Below are 17,566 nucleotides of genomic sequence, written 5' to 3' on the forward strand. Positions count from 1 at the left end.
TCGGACCACCGCCGCTACCTTGGGTTCGCCATGACGACATTAGACGAAGAAGATCGCCGCGAATACTACCGCATCGAAGATCGGATCGCACTTCAAATAAGCCCCCTTAGCGCGGCCGAAGCCCTTGAACCAGATGTGTTGCAAGATGATTCGCCGCTGTTCAACCTGCTCAGCGAGCTGCACCTGGCCGACTTCGAGTCGCAACACCTGTTGCGCCAGTTAAGCGACAAGGACCGCACCCTCGCCGCCTTCCTGCGGGCACAGAACAAGCGCCTCGACCTGCTCAGCGCGGTGGTTGGGCAAACCCTGCTTGGCGAGGTCGGCGAACCACTGCCGGTGGTCATTTCCGAAGGCGGCGTCGAATCCGTCCACGCCACACAGATTGCCCCCGGTACCCGGGTGAAAGTGAAAATGGTGCTGATGCCGCGCGCCCACGGCCTGCTGCTGCGCGGCAAGGTTACCCATTGCGACCCTCGCCCGGAGGGCGGCTTCGAGGTCGGTACCGAGTTCATCGACATGACCGACGCCCAACGACAACTGCTGGCCCGATACATCCTGCAGCGCCAGCAACAACAACGGCGCCAGCAGCTGGAACTGAACGACCCCGCCTCCTGAGCCAATTTTCCCTGATTTGAAGGAACGAACGTGACCCTGATCTACGGCCATCGCGGCGCCAAGGGCGAAGCACCCGAGAACACCCTGAAGAGCTTTCAGCAATGCCTGTCCCATGGCGTGACCCGCTGCGAGCTGGACCTGCACTTGTCATCCGACAACGAACTGATGGTCATCCACGACCCCACCCTCAAGCGCACCACGGGCCGGCGCGGCAAAGTGGTCGAGCACCCGGCCGCCGAACTGGTCAAGATCGATGCCCGCAAAGGCGGCCCAGGCCACGTGCAGCCCTGCCCGATCCCGAAACTGGAAGAGCTGTTCGAAAAATGCCCGTTCGAACACTGGCAACTGGAGGTGAAAAGCGCCTCGCGCACCCGCGCGGCCACCACCGTCCTGGCGATCCGTGAACTGGCCCAGCAATATGGCCTGCTGGACAAGGTGACCATCACCTCCAGTTCACGCGAAGTACTGGGTGCCGCCCTGGAACTGGTGCCAGACGTGAAGCGCGGGCTGGTGGCCGAATACGCCTGGCTTGACCCGCTGAAAGTGGCACAGAACTACGGCTGCGAACTGCTGGCATTGAACTGGACGCTATGCACCCCCGAGCGCCTGCTCAAAGCACAGGGCCAGGGTTTGCATGTGTCGGTGTGGACGGTCAACGAGCCGGCACTGATGCGCCGGCTTGCTGACTTTGGTGTGGACAGCCTGATTACAGACTTTCCCGGTTTGGCCAAGACCACCCTCGGGTAGGGTTGAAATCGGTCTCTCCGACCGGCTCAGGCCACCGGTCGGAGCCGCTCAAAAAAGCCGGTTCAGGCCGTCATAGGCAGCTACCCGATAGGCTTCAGCCATGGTCGGGTAGTTGAACGTGGTGTTGACGAAGTACTTCAGGTTGTTCTGCTCATCTGGCTGGTTCATGATCGCCTGGCCAATGTGGACGATTTCCGAAGCCTGGTAGCCGAAGCAATGCACGCCGAGGATTTCCAGGGTTTCGCGGTGGAACAGGATCTTCAGCATGCCCTGCGGCTCGCCGGCGATCTGCGCACGCGCCATGCTCTTGAAGAAGGCCTTGCCCACTTCGTACGGCACCTTGGCCTGGGTCAGCTCCTGCTCGTTCTTGCCGATCGAGCTGATCTCGGGAATGGTGTAGATACCCGTCGGCACGTCGTTGACGAAGCGCCAGCTGCCGTTATCGACAATGCTGCCAGCGGCCGACCGGCCCTGGTCATGGGCGGCACTGGCCAGGCTTGGCCAGCCGATCACGTCGCCGGCACCGTAGATGTTCGGCACGGTGGTACGGTAGGCCTCGTCGACCTCGATCTGACCACGGCTGTTCACCTTGATGCCGATGTTTTCCAGGCCCAGCTTGTCAGTGTTGCCGGTACGGCCGTTGCACCACAGCAAGGCGTCGGCCTTGATCTTCTTGCCCGACTTGAGGTGCAGGATCACCCCGTTGTCCAGGCCTTCGACGCGCTCGTACTCTTCGTTGTGGCGCACGGTGATGTTGTTGTTGCTGAAGTGGTAGCTCAGCGCCTGGGAAATTTCCGAATCGAGGAAGCTCAGCAGCTGGCCACGGTTGTCGACCAGCTCGACCAATACGCCCAGGCCACTGAAGATCGAAGCGTATTCGCAACCGATCACGCCGGCGCCGTACACGATCAGCTTGCGCGGGGTATGGCTGAGGCTGAGGATGGTGTCGCTGTCGTACACGCGCGGGTGGTGGAAGTCGATGTCGGCCGGGCGGTAGGGGCGCGAGCCGGTCGCGATGATGATGTGCTTGGCGTTGAGCTTCTCGACCACGCCGTTCGGGCACACCACTTCCACGGTTTGCTCGTCGGCAAAGCTGCCGGTGCCGACGAACACGTCGACGCGGTTACGGGCATAGTAGCCGGTGCGCGATGCGACCTGCTTGGCGATGACCTTCTCGGCGCTTTTCAGCACGTCCGGGAACGAGAACCAGCGCGGCTCGCCGATGGCACGAAACATCGGGTTGGTGTTGAACTGCATGATCTGCCGCACCGAGTGACGCAGTGCCTTGGACGGAATGGTACCCAAGTGGGTGCAGTTGCCACCGACCTGGCGACGGTCATCGACCATCGCTACCTTGCGCCCTGCTTTGGCGGCGTTCATTGCCGCGCCTTCACCGGCCGGGCCGGAACCCAGCACCACTACGTCGTAGTTGTAGACAGCCATGCGTACTCCTTCAGAACTGGCCCGCAAGCCACGGTCGCTCGCGGGGCACGATCATGCCGCCGGGGCGCCATGAGAAAATTCGGGTGCAGTCTAATCAACCCTGAACGCCGCGCACATTAACCCTTGGTCGCGTCGTAGGCCAATTTTGCCCGCACTACATATGCTTCACCCATTCCCTGGCGGCAATCATCCCTGCTTGTGCTTTCACTGGCCTTTCACTGCCCGTTCGAACGCGGGCGTAGCTCGGGAGACGAAGCCTCCCTCTGCTCGAGTCACCAAAACCGCAGCCAGATCATGCGCCACGGCAAAATCCCAGCCTCGCTGTGGGCCCAGGATGAGCAGCAGCGTCGAATAGCCATCGGCCAGCAGTGCTGAGGCGTCCAGCACCGTAACGGCAGCCAGGTCATGTTCGACCGGGCGCCCGAGGCGGGCATCGAAGGTGTGCGAATAGCGCCGGCCATTCTGCTCGAAATAGTGCCGATAGTCACCCGAGGTTGATACTGAAAGGCTATTGACCGGGATGATCTGGCGGGCGATCTGACGGTCTTCGCGGGGCAGTTCCAGGGCAATACGCCAAGGGCTGCCGTCAGGCTTGCGGCCAACCGCCTTCAGCTCGCCAGTGGCCTCGGCGACAAAACTGCTGACACCCATGGCCTGCAGGCGCGCAGCGATCAAGTCGACAGCATGGCCGGCGACGATGCTGTTGAAGTCAAGCTGCACCGGGGCATCCTTGCACAGGGCTCGACCTTTGACGCGCAAGTGCTGGTAACCCACGCGCTGGCGTACCTGGGCCAGTGCCTGTGGTTCGGGTACCTGCTCGTGACGGGCCTGAGGGCCGAAGCCCCATAAATCGAGCAAAGGCTCTACGGTGAGATCGAAAGCGCCATCGCTCTGCTCGGCAAGGTGCTGACCCAGGCTGACCAACGCGAGCATATCAGGCGGCAAGGCCAGGCACTGGCCCGCAGGCAAGCGGTTGAACTGGCTTACGATGGAGTCACCGCGGTAGGTCGAGTAGTGGTGGTCGATGTCGTGCAGGATGGTTTCCACCGCCATCTGCACCTGGGCCGGCAGCGGGCCACCAGGCTCGCGGACGTACTGGATGCTGTAGCTGCTGCCCATGGTCGGGCCACCCAGGCGCTCCAGGGTGGGGCCTTGGTTGCAGGCGGTGAGTAGCAGCAGAATGAACAGTAGGGCTGTGCGCACAGTAGGGTTTCTCGGTTGCCGGTGCTGGCCTCTTCGCGGGCAAACCAGCCCCTACAGGGGCAGCGATAATCCTGTAGGAGCGGGTTTACCCGCGAAAGGGCCGGCACTGACAACACACATTCAGAATAAAAAAAACGGGAACCCGAAGGTTCCCGTTTTTTCATTGCCTTACAAGCGAATCAGCGTGGAAACGCTGGCGGGTTCACACCAGCCATGTCTTCCATCACACGAACCACCTGGCAGCTATAACCGAATTCGTTGTCGTACCAGACGTACAGAACAACGCGGTTGTCGTTGGCGATGGTCGCTTCTGCGTCAACCACACCGGCGTGGCGCGAGCCGACGAAGTCGGTCGAAACCACTTCCTGGGAAGCCACGTAGTCGATCTGCTTGTGCAGCTCCGAGTGCATGGCGGTCTGGCGCAGGTACTCGTTGATCTCGTCGCGGGTGGTGGCCTTTTCCAGGTTCAGGTTCAGGATGGCCATCGAAACGTTCGGCGTCGGGACACGAATGGCGTTGCCGGTCAGCTTGCCCTTCAGCACTGGCAGTGCCTTGGCAGCAGCGGTGGCGGCGCCGGTTTCGGTGATTACCATGTTCAGCGGCGCGGCACGGCCACGGCGGCTGCCCTTGTGGAAGTTGTCGATCAGGTTCTGGTCGTTGGTGAACGAGTGAACGGTTTCGACGTGGCCGTTGACGATGCCGTACTGGTCGTTGATGGCCTTGAGCACCGGCACGATGGCGTTGGTGGTGCAGGAGGCCGCCGAGATGATCTTGTCATCGGCAGTGATATCACCGTGGTTGATACCGTGCACGATGTTCTTCAGCGCGCCCTTGCCAGGTGCGGTGAGGATCACGCGGGCAGCGCCAGGGCAGGCCAGGTGCTGGCCCAGGCCGTCGGCGTCACGCCATACGCCGGTGTTGTCGACGATAAGCGCATTGTCGATGCCGTACTGGGTGTAGTCGACTTCGCTCGGGCTCTTGGCGTAGATAACCTGGATCAGGTTGCCGTTGGCAGTGATGGTGTTGTTGGCTTCGTCGATGGTGATGGTGCCATCGAACGGGCCGTGCACCGAGTCACGGCGCAGCAGGCTGGCACGCTTGACCAGGTCGTTTTCGGCGCCTTTGCGCACGACGATGGCACGCAGACGCAGGCCGTCACCACCACCGGTCTTCTCGATCAGGATGCGCGCCAGCAGGCGGCCGATGCGACCGAAGCCGTACAGGACAACGTCGGTGCCTTTGCGCGCCGAAGCGTTCTGCTGACCGACCACGTCGGCCAGCTCTTCACGGACGAACTGCTCGGCAGTGCGGCCATTGCCTTCCTGCTTGAACTTGTTGGCCAGCTTGCCCAGGTCGACCGATGCGGCGCCCAGTTTCAGCTCGCTCATGGCCTTGAGCAGGGGGAATGTCTCGTGGACGGACAGTTCGGTTTCGTCGGTTTGGCGGTGGCGCGCAAAGCGGTGCGCCTTGAGAATCGAGATAACCGAACGGTTGATCAGGCTGCGGCCATAAATCGAGCTCACCACATTGTTATTGCGGTAGAGCTGACCGATAAGCGGGATCATCGCTTCAGCCAGGGCTTCACGATCAATCCACTCACCAAGACACTGGTCGGGCTTCTGAGTCACGGGAACCTTCCACATGTAGGGACAGAAAAAAGGGGCTACATTATGACGCCCCAACGCGGAACCGGCAATGAGTGCCTGTCGCAGTGACGCAAGCCAGTGTTCATGCCCTTTCGAGCCTGACAGCCGGCACTGTCACCGGTACAATCGGTCTCTTTGCCGCAACGCTTGGAGTGCAATCTCCCGTGTCAGTTCTGCGCCTACCGCAAATGTCGGCCACGGCCGGCAAACAAACCTGGGGCAACCTGCCCGGTGCCGCCCTCAGCCTTGCCATCGCCGAAGCCGCCAGCAGCGCCGGCCGCTTCACCCTGCTGCTGACGGCCGACAGCCAGGCCGCCGACCGTCTGGAGCAGGAGCTGCGCTTCTTTGCCCCGGACCTGCCCGTGCTGCCGTTCCCCGATTGGGAAACCCTGCCCTACGACCTGTTCTCGCCACACCAGGACATCATCTCCCAGCGCATCGCCAGCCTGTACCGCCTGCCGGAGCTGAGCCACGGCATCCTCGTGGTGCCGATCACCACCGCCCTGCACCGCCTGGCGCCCACGCGTTTTCTGCTGGGCAGCAGCCTGGTGCTGGATGTGGGCCAGACCATCGACGTGGAACAGATGCGCCTGCGCCTGGAGGCCAGCGGTTATCGTTGTGTCGACACCGTCTACGAGCATGGCGAGTTCGCCGTGCGCGGCGCGCTGATCGACCTGTTCCCGATGGGCAGCAAACTGCCCTACCGCATCGACCTGTTCGATAACGAGATCGAGACGCTGCGCACCTTCGACCCCGAGACCCAGCGCTCGATCGACAAGGTGGATTCGGTGCGCCTGCTGCCAGCACGCGAATTCCCGATGCAGAAGGAAGAAGTGACCCGCTTCAAGGCACGCTTTCGCGAGCGCTTCGACGTCGACTTCCGCCGCAGTGCAATCTTCCAGGACCTGGCCAGCGGCATCATCCCCGCCGGTATCGAGTACTACCTGCCACTGTTCTTCGAAGAAACCTCGACCCTGTTCGACTACCTGCCGACCGACACCCAGGTGTTCTCGCTACCCGGTGTGGAACAGGCCGCCGAGCACTTCTGGAACGACGTGCGCGGGCGTTATGAAGACCGCCGCGGCGACCTCAGCCGGCCGCTGTTGCCGCCGGCCGAGCTGTTCCTGCCGGTGGAAGATTGCTTCGCCCGGCTCAAGCAGTGGCCCCGTGTGGTGGTCAGCAGCGAAGAGCTGGAGCCTGGCGCAGGCCGCGAGCGCTTCCCGGCGCGCGCCCTGCCCAACCTGGCCATCGAGGCCAAGGCCAACCAGCCGCTGGCCGAGCTGGCCAACTTCCTCGACCAGTTCCCCGGCCGCGTGCTCTTCACTGCCGAATCAGCGGGCCGCCGGGAAGTGCTGCTGGAGCTGCTCGAACGGCTGAAGCTGCGCCCGCATACCGTCGAAGGCTGGGACGACTTCATTACCGGTGCCGAACGCCTGGCGATCACCATCGCCCCGCTGGACGACGGCCTGCTGCTGGACGATCCAGGGCTGGCCCTGATTGCCGAAAGCCCACTGTTCGGCCAGCGGGTGATGCAGCGCCGGCGCCGTGACAAGCGCGGCGAAACCGCCAACGACGCGGTCATCAAGAACCTCACCGAGCTGCGCGAAGGTGCGCCGGTGGTGCACATCGACCATGGCGTCGGCCGCTACCTGGGCCTGGCCACCCTGGAAATCGACGGCCAGGCTGCCGAATTCCTGACGCTGGAATACGCCGAGAACGCCAAGCTGTATGTGCCGGTGGCCAACCTGCACCTGATCGCCCGCTACACCGGCAGCGATGACGCCCTGGCACCGCTGCACCGGCTAGGTTCGGAGGCCTGGCAGAAGGCCAAGCGCAAGGCCGCCGAACAGGTCCGCGACGTGGCCGCCGAACTGCTCGACATCTATGCTCGCCGCGCCGCGCGCAAGGGCTACGCGTTTGCCGACCCGTCGGCTGACTATGCCACCTTCAGCGCCGGCTTCCCGTTCGAGGAAACCCCGGACCAGCAGGCCGCCATTGAGGCCGTGCGCGCCGACATGCTGGCCCCCAAGCCAATGGACCGCCTGGTCTGCGGCGACGTGGGCTTCGGCAAGACCGAAGTGGCCATGCGCGCGGCGTTCATCGCCGTGCACAGTGGCCGCCAGGTGGCCGTGCTGGTGCCCACCACCCTGCTTGCCCAGCAGCATTACAACAGCTTCCGCGACCGCTTTGCCGACTGGCCCGTGACCGTGGAAGTGATGAGCCGCTTCAAGTCGGCCAAGGAAGTGGCCGCCGCCGCCGCGGACCTTGCCGAAGGCAAGATCGACATCCTCATCGGCACCCACAAGCTGCTGCAGGACGACGTGCGCTTCAAAGACCTGGGCCTGGCCATCATCGATGAAGAGCACCGCTTTGGCGTGCGCCAGAAAGAACAGCTGAAGGCGCTGCGCAGCGAGGTCGATATCCTCACCCTGACCGCCACGCCGATTCCGCGCACGCTGAACATGGCGGTGGCGGGCATGCGCGACCTGTCGATCATCGCCACGCCGCCAGCACGCCGCCTGTCGGTGCGCACCTTCGTCATGGAACAGAACAAGAGCACGGTCAAGGAGGCGCTGCTGCGCGAACTGTTGCGCGGTGGCCAGGTGTACTACCTGCACAACGATGTGAAAACCATCGAAAAATGCGCCGCCGACCTTGCCGAGCTGGTGCCCGAGGCACGCATCGGCATCGGCCACGGGCAAATGCGCGAACGCGAGCTGGAACAGGTGATGAGCGATTTCTACCACAAGCGCTTCAACGTGCTGGTGGCCTCGACCATTATCGAAACCGGTATCGACGTGCCCAGCGCCAACACCATCGTCATCGAGCGCGCCGACAAGTTCGGCCTGGCCCAGCTGCACCAGTTGCGTGGCCGGGTTGGCCGTAGCCACCACCAGGCCTACGCCTACCTGCTCACACCCACCCGTCAGAAGGTGAGCGCCGACGCCGAAAAGCGCCTGGAGGCGATCGCCAACACGCAAGACCTTGGCGCAGGCTTTGTGCTGGCCACCAACGACCTGGAAATCCGCGGTGCCGGCGAGCTGCTGGGCGAAGGCCAGAGCGGGCAGATCCAGGCAGTGGGCTTCACCCTGTACATGGAAATGCTCGAACGTGCGGTCAAGGCAATCCGAAAAGGTACCCAGCCGAACCTTGAGCAACCCCTGGGTGGCGGCCCGGAGATCAACCTGCGCCTGCCGGCACTGATCCCAGAGGACTACCTGCCTGACGTGCATGCGCGCCTGATCCTGTACAAACGCATTGCCTCGGCTGCCGACGAAGAAGGCCTCAAGGACTTGCAGGTGGAGATGATCGACCGCTTCGGCTTGTTGCCAGAGCCGACCAAGAACCTGATGCGCCTGACGTCACTCAAGCTGCACGCGGAAAAGCTCGGCATCAAGAAAGTCGATGCAGGGCCCAACGGTGGCAAGCTCGAGTTCGAAGCCGAAACACCGGTCGACCCACTGACCCTGATCAAGCTGATCCAGGGTCAGCCCAAACGTTACAAGTTCGAAGGGGCCACCCAGTTCCGCTTCCTGGTACCGATGGAACGCCCCGACGAACGTTTCAATACCCTGGAGGCGCTGTTCGAGCGCCTGACCCCACAGCCTGCCTAAGGAAGACTCATGCGTGCCATCCGTTGCCTGACCCTGCTGCTGGCGCTGTTCGCCCCAGCTGCCTTCGCCGAAGGCCTGTATCAGGTAGAAATGATTCTGGTGCGGCAGAACAGCGTGCCCGCCTTCACCAGCCCGTTCGCCCCCGAAGACTGGAGCGCTGGCGCCCCACGCCTGGCGAAAGATGCCGAGCGCCCCCCAGCACTGGAAGATGAAGCTACCCGCCTGGAAGCCACCGCCGACTACACGGTGCTGATGCACAAGGCCTGGCAACAGCAGGTGGGCAGCGAACCCAGCCGCATCGCTCTGGGCGAAGGCACCGAACAGTTCGGGCACTTCCCGATCGAAGGCAACCTGAGCATCGCTGAAGGCCGCTTCATCACCGTCGAGGCCAACTTCTGGGTCAACCAGCTGGATGGCAACGGCAGCGTGCTGCAAAGCGAGCAGTTCAGGCAGAGCAACAGCAACGTCAAGGGCGGCCAGCTGACCTTTCTCGACGGCGGGCACCTGGCGGTGCTGCTGAAGGTGACCCCACCAGGCACGCCGAAAATGCCGGTGATGGACCCGGAGATGATGGAGCAGTAAGCCCATGAAGGACGATGCCGCCGAAATGGTGAACGCCTATCCGAACTGGATTCAATCGTTCAGCAAAGCTGCCCTGCAGCGCGGTGAGCGCTATGCCGAGGAAGGCAGGGCCGAACTGGAAGGCATTCATGGGCCAACCATAACGGCCAGTTGCCAAGGGAGCGGCAGCAACCACTACCGGCAACACATCAAATTGCACGTAGCGGGCGGCCGCTGCCATGTGCGCGGTGACTGCGATTGCCCGGTACGGCAAAACTGCAAGCATTGCGCCGCTGTCCTTTTCTGCGTCAGCGAGCGCTTTTCCAGCAGTAAGGACACGCAAGCCAACCCGGGCGCCTTGTCTGCCGAACTGCAGCACTGGTTGAGCGGCCTGGAGCAGGCCCCGCCCAAAGCCGACGCTACCGAAGACAAACGCGGGCGCATGGTGTGCTATCAGCTGCAGCTTACCGACGATGCCGGCTGCGCCCTGCTTGTGCGCAAGGGCACGCGCACGGAGGACGGCATCCGCTTCAGCCGCGTCCAGTCCCTTTACGATTTTCTCTACGAGCCACCGCGCTTCGTAACAGACGAAGACATCCGCATTCTGCGCCTGCTCTCGGCCTTGAATCAGGGCGGCGGCCAGGATCGCGGCTACCGACTGAAGGGCCATGAAGGTGGCGAGCTGTTCCAGCGCGCCCTCGAAACCGGGCGGATGTTCTTCGATACCGACCTCCCCCTGCTTCATGAAGGCCCGGTGCGCCACGCCGAGTTTCGCTGGGTACGCCTGGACAACGGAAATTACCGGGGGCGGTGGTACAGCGGCGAAGCGATGCTGCGCTGCGTCATCCCGCTGCTGCCGCTTTACTACCTGGACCTGCCGACCCGTGAAGTGGGCAAGGTCGAGCACAGCCTGGATCCGCACGTCGCCGTGCAGCTGACTATTGCACCCGATGTACCGGAACACCTGGTCGTACCCCTGAGCCACAAGCTCAATGCCCTCAGCCATAAGGTGCCGACCCCGACGCAAGTGCAGGAGCAGTTGCTCGATAACATCCAGCCCAAGCCCCTTCTTGCTCTCGGCAGCCTTGAATACACCGCCTACATGCCAAAAACCGGTCGCATGCAACGGCAGATGCAACATCGCGCCGCATTGGCGTTCGATTATGACGGCTTGCAGGCCAGCGGCACTGACGAAAAGCCGCTGACCCGCCTGGCAGGCAGCACCAGCCAGCGCATTCGCCGCCAGCCTCAAGCCGAGCAGACGCTGCGCCAGATGCTGCGCGATTTCGGCTTCAAACCCGCCACACGGCAGAGCAAGGCCCTACCCGACAGTGCCGGCGAAATGCACCAGTTGCCTGACGACGAAGCCTGGCTGCGCTTTGCCCGCGAGGGCCTGCCGCGCCTGCGCGAAGCCGGCTGGGACATCGACATTCACCGCGACTTCGCCTTCAACCTGCAGGAGGTGGACGACTGGTATGCAACCATCGACGAAGCGCCCGGCCATGAATGGTTCGACCTGGAACTAGGCATCGTGGTCGATGGCCAGCGCCACAGCCTGCTGCCGATCGTGCTGCACCTGTTGCGCAGCAGCCCGGAGCTGCTACGCCCCAGCGAACTGGCCCGACGCAGTGACGATGAACACCTGTTGATCGACCTCAATCGCGGCCGTCTCGATGCCCCGGCTTTGCGCGTCGCCCTGCCCTACGGCCGCATCAAGGCAGTCATGGGCACCCTGGGCGAGCTCTACTTGCATGAGGACACGGCAGGCCCGTCCCTGCGCATGGAGCGTGCCGACGCCGCGCGCCTGAATGAAATCGAAGGCCTGCCCCTGCACTGGGAAGGTGGGGAGCACGTGCGCGACCTGGGCCGCCGCCTGCGCGATGCCCGGGACCTGCAGGTAGAACCGCCCATCGGGCTGCAGGCCAGCTTGCGCCCTTATCAGCAGCAAGGCCTGAACTGGCTGCAGGCCCTGCGCGAGATGGGTACCGGCGGCATCCTCGGCGACGACATGGGCCTGGGCAAGACCCTGCAGGCCTTGGCCCATCTGCTGCTGGAGAAACAGTCCGGGCGCCTGAGTGCACCGGCCCTGGCAGTCATGCCGACCAGCCTCATACCCAACTGGCTGGACGAGGCCCAGCGCTTCGCCCCCGACCTGCGCGTCCTGGCACTGCATGGGCCGGGGCGCAGCAAGCACTTCACCAAGCTGCATGAGTACGATCTGGTCCTGACCACTTACGCCCTGATGCCGCGCGACCTCGAACAGCTGCGCCCCCAGGCCTGGCACGTGCTGATACTGGACGAGGCGCAAAACATCAAGAGCAGCAGCAGCAAGGCTGCCCTCGCCGTCTGCGAGCTACAGGCCGGGCAGCGTTTGTGCCTGACCGGCACGCCGATGGAAAACAACCTGGGTGAACTGTGGTCGATCTTCCACTTCCTGATGCCCGGCTGGCTGGGCGACCTGAAGCGCTTCAACCAGGACTACCGCAACCCGATCGAACGCCACGGTGACAGCGAGCGCATGGCCCACCTGGCCAGCCGCATCCGGCCGTTCCTGCTGCGCCGCACCAAGGAGCAGGTGGCCACAGAACTGCCGGCCAAGACCGAAATGGTGCACTGGGTCGAGCTCAGTGATGCCCAGCGCGATACGTATGAAGCCGTGCGAGTGGCCATGGACCAGAAGGTCCGCGACGAAATCGCCCGCAATGGCGCCGCACGCAGCCAGATCGTGATCCTCGACGCGTTGCTCAAGCTGCGCCAGGTGTGCTGTGACCTGCGTCTGGTCAAGGGGGTAGAAAGCAAAGGCAACCAGGCCGACAAGGGCAAGCTGGGTGCGCTGCTGGAGATGCTCGAAGAACTGCTCAGCGAAGGGCGCCGGGTTTTGTTGTTCTCACAGTTCACCTCGATGCTGGCGCTGATCGAGCAGGAGCTCGAGAAGCGCAAAATCCGCTACAGCCTGCTGACCGGCGACACTCGCGACCGTCGCACACCAGTGCAGCAGTTCCAGCAAGGTGAAAGCGAAGTGTTCCTGATCAGCCTCAAGGCGGGGGGCGTAGGCTTGAACCTGACGGCGGCGGACACCGTGATCCACTTCGACCCCTGGTGGAACCCGGCCAGCGAAAACCAGGCTACCGACCGTGCCTACCGCATCGGCCAGGACAAACCGGTGTTCGTGTTCAAGCTGATTACCCGGGGGACGGTGGAAGAGAAGATCCAGTTGTTGCAGCAGGAAAAGGCAGCACTGGCAGCCAGCCTGCTGGACGGCGGGCAGGCTGGGCAGTGGCGGCTTGGCGATGAAGAAATCGAGGCCCTGTTTGCGCCATTGCCTGGGAAACGCGGGCGGTAGGCCAAAGGGGAATAGAGCGTAGGAGCGGGTTCACCCGCGAAAGGGCCGGGCCTGCTGGCCAAGTTCCACCTGCCGCTCACCGTTGCCGCCGCTACCGTATTCGCGGGTAAACCCGCTCCTACAACGGATCAGGGGTGGACACAGGTCGGTGGTTGGACGCAGGCCGCGTGTAGGAGCGGGTTTACCCGCGAAAGGGCCGGTCCTGCCGACCAATCTCCACCCGCCATTAACCGTTGCCGTCGCTACCGTATTCGCAGGTAAACCCGACTTGTGGGAACGAACAGGCCCGCGCAGTCAATCGACCAGCTGAGCTTCCTTCAACGCCCCCAACGCCTCCTGCCAGCGCGGCTGCTGGCGATAATCGGTCCGCGCAAAACCTTGCCCGCGCATCCGCGCAATCCGCGGCGACGGTTTGACCTTCAACCGCTGCGCCGCACTCAGCGCCAGCTCCGCCGCCGCCCGGTCATTGCACACTAGGCCCATATCACAACCGGCGCTCAGCGCCGCTTCGATACGGCTGGCTGCATCGCCCACCACATGCGCACCGGCCATCGACAGGTCATCACTGAAGATCACCCCGTCAAAGCCCAGCTCGCCACGCAGGATGTCCTGCAACCAACGCCGCGAGAAGCCAGCGGGCTGGTTGTCAACCTGCGGGTAGATGACATGCGCTGGCATCACTGCCGCCAGCTGCCCACTCAGGCGGGTAAACGGCACCAGGTCGGCCTGGCGCAGTTGTTCCAGGCTGCGTTCATCAGTGGGGATGGCCACGTGCGAATCGGCTTCGGCCCAGCCATGCCCCGGGAAATGCTTGCCACAGGCAGCCATACCCGCCGCATTCATGCCACGGATGAACGCGCCGGCCAAGCGCGTTGCAAGCAGCGGGTCACCCTCGAAGGCGCGGCTGCCCACCACGGCGCTACGCTGGTGGTCCAGGTCGAGCACCGGAGCGAAGCTGAGGTCCAGGCCAACCGCCAGCACCTCGGTCGCCATCAGCCAGCCGCACTGCTCAGCCAGGTACTCGGCATTGTCGTTATCGGCCAGCGCACGCATGGCTGGCAGGCGCACAAAGCCCTGGCGCAGACGCTGTACGCGCCCGCCTTCCTGGTCCACTGCCAGGATCAGATCAGGGCGAATGGCGCGGATGGACGCGCACAGTTCGCGCACCTGGCGCGGGTTGTCGATATTGCGGGCGAAGATGATCAGGCCAGCCACTTCCGGCTGGCGAAGCAGTTGACGGTCTTCGGCGGTCAGCCATTTACCGGCGATATCCACCATCAGGGAGCCTTGCAGGCTGACAGTCATGGGTAATCCTTCATTGAAGACAGAGAGAGGCCCACCGGGGGGCAGCAGACACCGGCAGACACGCGCCGTTGGCCACAGGCGAAGCCATACAGGCACTGGTCAGCAAGGGAGATGCGAAGTAGATCGAAATCGGGCATGGGCGCTAGCTTAGCGGAAGCGCCCCGCCGCGCCCAGCCTTCAGGCCTTGGCGGTAGCCGAACCGGTCTTTGTGCGCGGGCGCAGCTGCGCAGTGACCATCGCCTCGTCGGTCACACCGCTGTCAGCGCGCATGCCTGCCGCCAGGAACGGCACCATCAGGCGCATCACTTGCTCGATCGAGGTGTTGATGCCGAAGTCGGTCTCGGCAATCGCCCGCAGGGCCTTGATACCGGACATGCTGAAGGCCGCGGCACCCAGCATGAAGTGCACACGCCAGAACAGTTCCAGTGGCGGAATGCGTGGCGCAGCCTCGTTCACCAGCAGCATGTAGCGGCGAAACACCTTGCCGTACATGTCTTCCAGATAGCGCCGCAGGTGACCCTGGCTCTGGCTGAACGCCAGGCCCAGCAGGCGCATGAAGATCGACAGGTCGTTGTTGCTGCGCGGCTGCACGGCCAGCGCCTGCTCTACGAGCATTTCCAGCAGTTCTTCGAGGCTGGGCTTGTGCTCCGGCTTGGCCTGGCGGCGCTCCAGCTCACGCTCCAGACTGGCGCAGAATGGGCCGAGGAAACGCGAGAAAACGGCCTGGATCAGCGCCTTCTTGGAGCCGAAATGATAGTTGACTGCCGCCAGGTTGACCCCGGCCTTGCTGGTAATCAGCCGCAACGAGGTTTCGGCGAACCCCCTTTCCGCGAACAGCTGCTCGGCAGCGTCGAGAATGCGTTCAACGGTTTCCGATTGGGCCATGACTACTCCGACTACTCCGCCAGACAAACAGGTGTTTGAAACATACGTTTCAGCCCTGCTTCTGTCAAGGCTCGGTGACTGGGCGGTCGCCATTTAAAAGCGCCAGCCGGCCCACTGCAAGCGCCACCTCTTCTGTTTATTGCGCCTTTTGGCTTGCAGCGCACCCAGTACTGTATATAATTCCAGTCACTGTACAAAAAGACAGAGCGCTTACCATGTTGAAACTGACGCCACGCCAAGCCGAAATTCTCGCGTTCATCAAGCGCTGCCTGGAAGACAACGGCTTCCCGCCTACACGCGCCGAGATTGCTCAGGAGCTGGGCTTCAAGTCGCCCAATGCCGCCGAGGAGCACCTCAAGGCCCTTGCCCGCAAGGGCGCGATCGAAATGACGCCGGGCGCTTCCCGCGGCATCCGCATCCCTGGCCTGGAAGCCAAGGCCGAAGAAGCCGGCCTGCCCATCATCGGCCGGGTCGCTGCCGGTGCGCCGATTCTTGCCGAACAGCACATCGAGCAATCCTGCAACATCAACCCTGCCTTCTTCCACCCCCAAGCCGACTATTTGCTGCGCGTACACGGCATGAGCATGAAGGACGTCGGCATCTTCGACGGTGACCTGCTGGCTGTGCACACCTGCCGTGAAGCCCGCAACGGCCAGATCGTTGTGGCGCGCATCGGTGACGAAGTCACCGTCAAGCGCTTCAAGCGCGAAGGCAGCAAAGTCTGGCTGCTTGCCGAAAACCCCGAATTCGCCCCCATCGAAGTCGACCTGAAAGAACAGGAACTGGTGATCGAGGGCTTGAGCGTCGGCGTCATTCGCCGCTGATCCAGGAGGCGTCATGCAGCAGTTCATTCACGCACCCGAGCAAGCCCAGTTGCCCCTGTTCGAAGCATTCCTCGCCCAGCCCGTGCTGCCAGGCCTGAAAGCCAGGGAACCGGCGCGCAAGAGCAGCCAGCCCGAGCTGTTCAGCGAACTGTCGCTGCGCGGCGCCCCTGGCCACTGCCAAAGCCTGCTGGCACCCGTGCTGCGCGAACTGAGCGAAGAGGACGAGGCCCGCTGGCTGACCCTGATCGCCCCACCGCCAAGCCTGACCCAGGCCTGGCTGCGCGATGCCGGGCTCAACCGTGAACGTATTCTGCTGCTGCAACCCCGCAGCAATCAAAGCGCGCTGCAACTGGCCTGTGAGGCTTTGCGCCTGGGCCTCAGCCACACCGTGGTGAGCTGGCTGGGCAACGTCAATGCCACTGCACGCCAGCAACTGCTACGTGCAGCCAGTGCCGGAAACGCACAAAGCCTGAACATCCGCCTCGGCTGATGTTCAGGCTTTGCCTGTCACTTCAAATAGCCTGATACGCTGCTGCACACTCAGTGCAGCACACGCGGCCCTTCATCACGCTCGAGCTCGCCATCCATCAGGCGACCGGCCATCTGCACGCCCACACTGAGCATGGCCTTGGCCACTTCCACATGCTGACCCTGCAGGAACACCTTGGCGTCTTCCGAGAAATCCAGGGTTACCAGAGAGCCCTCATCCTCGGCGCGACGAAGTTCGATGCGGCCGTCAGGCAACTCGACAATTTCCAGAAAAGACGTAGACATAAATGGCAGTTCTCCGCGAAAGGCGATTAGTGTACCAGCCGTTGCGGCTATCAGCACTCACTCAACGCGTCACGGAAACGTCTCACCAAACTTTTAAGGTCATTGCGCCAGCTTTCCAGCTCGGCACGCGACAGCGCTGGATGCTCAGGCTCATCAAGATTGACAGCTTGAATCAGGGGCTGGGTAACGTCGGTTTTCGGCGCTTTTCTGGCGACCGGTGGTCGGAACAAATCGGCATAAGCACCGAGCATTTGCGCCAGCCAGGTTTCCCGCTGGCGGGCCAGCTCCAGCAACTCGGCCACTTCCGGGATGGCGATACCGTTCAGGGCATCGTCGGCCAGGGCTTGCTCCACCGTTGCGACGACCGGCAGGCGGTAAAAGCCCCCGATCTCATGGCACAGGCCCAACAGAGCGCCATACAGGTGGAACAGCGCCGACTCGCGCTCAGCCTGGACCAGACCTTGGGCATTCATGGCCTGGCTTTGTTCAGCCTTGGCCATGGACTCGAGGGCGAGGCCGGCGAAGAACAGTTTCTGGTTGGTACGGGTGTAGAGTTCCTGGGCCATTTCAGTGCCCTCCCATAAGGCTACAAGGCGGATATCTGCA

General features: G+C 63.1%; 14 protein-coding genes. 7 read left to right on the top strand and 7 right to left on the bottom strand.

The genetic code is table 11. The features are described from left to right. The first annotated feature begins 30 nt into the window (after positions 1–30). Positions 31–615: a PilZ domain-containing protein gene (locus PRJ_RS18785; RefSeq protein WP_064491085.1), complete on the top strand. Its 585-nt coding sequence runs from the start codon at positions 31–33 to the stop codon at positions 613–615. A gap of 30 nt (positions 616–645) precedes the next feature. Further along, the gene (locus PRJ_RS18790) at positions 646–1,362 is read left to right on the top strand and encodes a glycerophosphodiester phosphodiesterase family protein (protein ID WP_003248799.1); all 717 of its coding nucleotides are present in this window, start codon (positions 646–648) and stop codon (positions 1,360–1,362) included. 48 nt (positions 1,363–1,410) lie between these two features. On the opposite strand, the gene sthA is transcribed toward PRJ_RS18790, so the two are convergent. From sthA to PRJ_RS18805, 3 genes are all read right to left on the bottom strand, one after another. Then, entirely contained in the window at positions 1,411–2,805 is a 1,395-nt protein-coding gene (sthA, locus tag PRJ_RS18795) for a Si-specific NAD(P)(+) transhydrogenase (protein WP_104962204.1), read from the bottom strand. A gap of 204 nt (positions 2,806–3,009) precedes the next feature. After that, positions 3,010–4,008: an FAD:protein FMN transferase gene (locus tag PRJ_RS18800; protein ID WP_010953138.1), complete on the bottom strand. Its 999-nt coding sequence runs from the start codon at positions 4,006–4,008 to the stop codon at positions 3,010–3,012. Positions 4,009–4,187: 179 nt separating this feature from the next. After that, the gene (locus tag PRJ_RS18805; protein WP_010953137.1) at positions 4,188–5,651 is read right to left on the bottom strand and encodes a glyceraldehyde-3-phosphate dehydrogenase; all 1,464 of its coding nucleotides are present in this window, start codon (positions 5,649–5,651) and stop codon (positions 4,188–4,190) included. Positions 5,652–5,818: 167 nt separating this feature from the next. Between PRJ_RS18805 and mfd the strand changes: the two genes are divergently transcribed. Genes mfd through PRJ_RS18820 form a run of 3 tightly spaced genes read left to right on the top strand, consistent with a single transcriptional unit; the run spans position 5,819 to position 13,172 of the window. Next, a complete protein-coding gene (gene mfd / locus PRJ_RS18810; protein ID WP_104962205.1) occupies positions 5,819–9,268 on the top strand; it encodes a transcription-repair coupling factor in 3,450 nt (1,149 codons plus the stop codon). A gap of 9 nt (positions 9,269–9,277) precedes the next feature. Beyond that, complete coding sequence (locus PRJ_RS18815; protein ID WP_010953135.1) at positions 9,278–9,850, top strand: peptidoglycan binding protein CsiV; 573 nt, start codon at positions 9,278–9,280, stop codon at positions 9,848–9,850. A 4-nt stretch (positions 9,851–9,854) separates the two neighbouring features. Beyond that, on the top strand, positions 9,855–13,172 hold the full coding sequence (locus PRJ_RS18820) for a DEAD/DEAH box helicase (RefSeq protein ID WP_104962206.1): 3,318 nt from the start codon (positions 9,855–9,857) through the stop codon (positions 13,170–13,172). A gap of 294 nt (positions 13,173–13,466) precedes the next feature. On the opposite strand, the gene nagZ is transcribed toward PRJ_RS18820, so the two are convergent. Together nagZ and PRJ_RS18830 are read right to left on the bottom strand one after the other, a co-directional pair. After that, complete coding sequence (nagZ, locus tag PRJ_RS18825; RefSeq protein ID WP_177429914.1) at positions 13,467–14,465, bottom strand: beta-N-acetylhexosaminidase; 999 nt, start codon at positions 14,463–14,465, stop codon at positions 13,467–13,469. A 189-nt stretch (positions 14,466–14,654) separates the two neighbouring features. Next, the gene (locus PRJ_RS18830; RefSeq protein WP_104962208.1) at positions 14,655–15,362 is read right to left on the bottom strand and encodes a TetR/AcrR family transcriptional regulator; all 708 of its coding nucleotides are present in this window, start codon (positions 15,360–15,362) and stop codon (positions 14,655–14,657) included. Positions 15,363–15,577: 215 nt separating this feature from the next. Here PRJ_RS18830 and lexA point away from each other — a divergent pair, with 215 nt between their 5' ends. Both lexA and sulA read left to right on the top strand, forming a co-directional pair. Continuing rightward, positions 15,578–16,186, top strand: coding sequence for a transcriptional repressor LexA (lexA, locus tag PRJ_RS18835; RefSeq protein ID WP_010953131.1), 609 nt, complete (start codon positions 15,578–15,580; stop codon positions 16,184–16,186). Positions 16,187–16,199: 13 nt separating this feature from the next. After that, positions 16,200–16,676, top strand: a complete 477-nt coding sequence (gene sulA, locus PRJ_RS18840) for an SOS-induced cell division inhibitor SulA (protein WP_104962209.1) — start codon at positions 16,200–16,202, stop codon at positions 16,674–16,676. A 50-nt stretch (positions 16,677–16,726) separates the two neighbouring features. Here the strand turns inward: sulA and PRJ_RS18845 are convergent, their stop codons facing one another. Next, positions 16,727–16,960, bottom strand: a complete 234-nt coding sequence (locus PRJ_RS18845) for a hypothetical protein (protein WP_003248777.1) — start codon at positions 16,958–16,960, stop codon at positions 16,727–16,729. A gap of 50 nt (positions 16,961–17,010) precedes the next feature. Beyond that, positions 17,011–17,526: a DUF6586 family protein gene (locus PRJ_RS18850; protein ID WP_003248773.1), complete on the bottom strand. Its 516-nt coding sequence runs from the start codon at positions 17,524–17,526 to the stop codon at positions 17,011–17,013. Between the last annotated feature and the right edge of the window lie 40 nt (positions 17,527–17,566).

Origin of the sequence: Pseudomonas sp. XWY-1 (assembly GCF_002953115.1) — a bacterium.
GTDB classification, from domain to species: domain Bacteria; phylum Pseudomonadota; class Gammaproteobacteria; order Pseudomonadales; family Pseudomonadaceae; genus Aquipseudomonas; species Aquipseudomonas alloputida.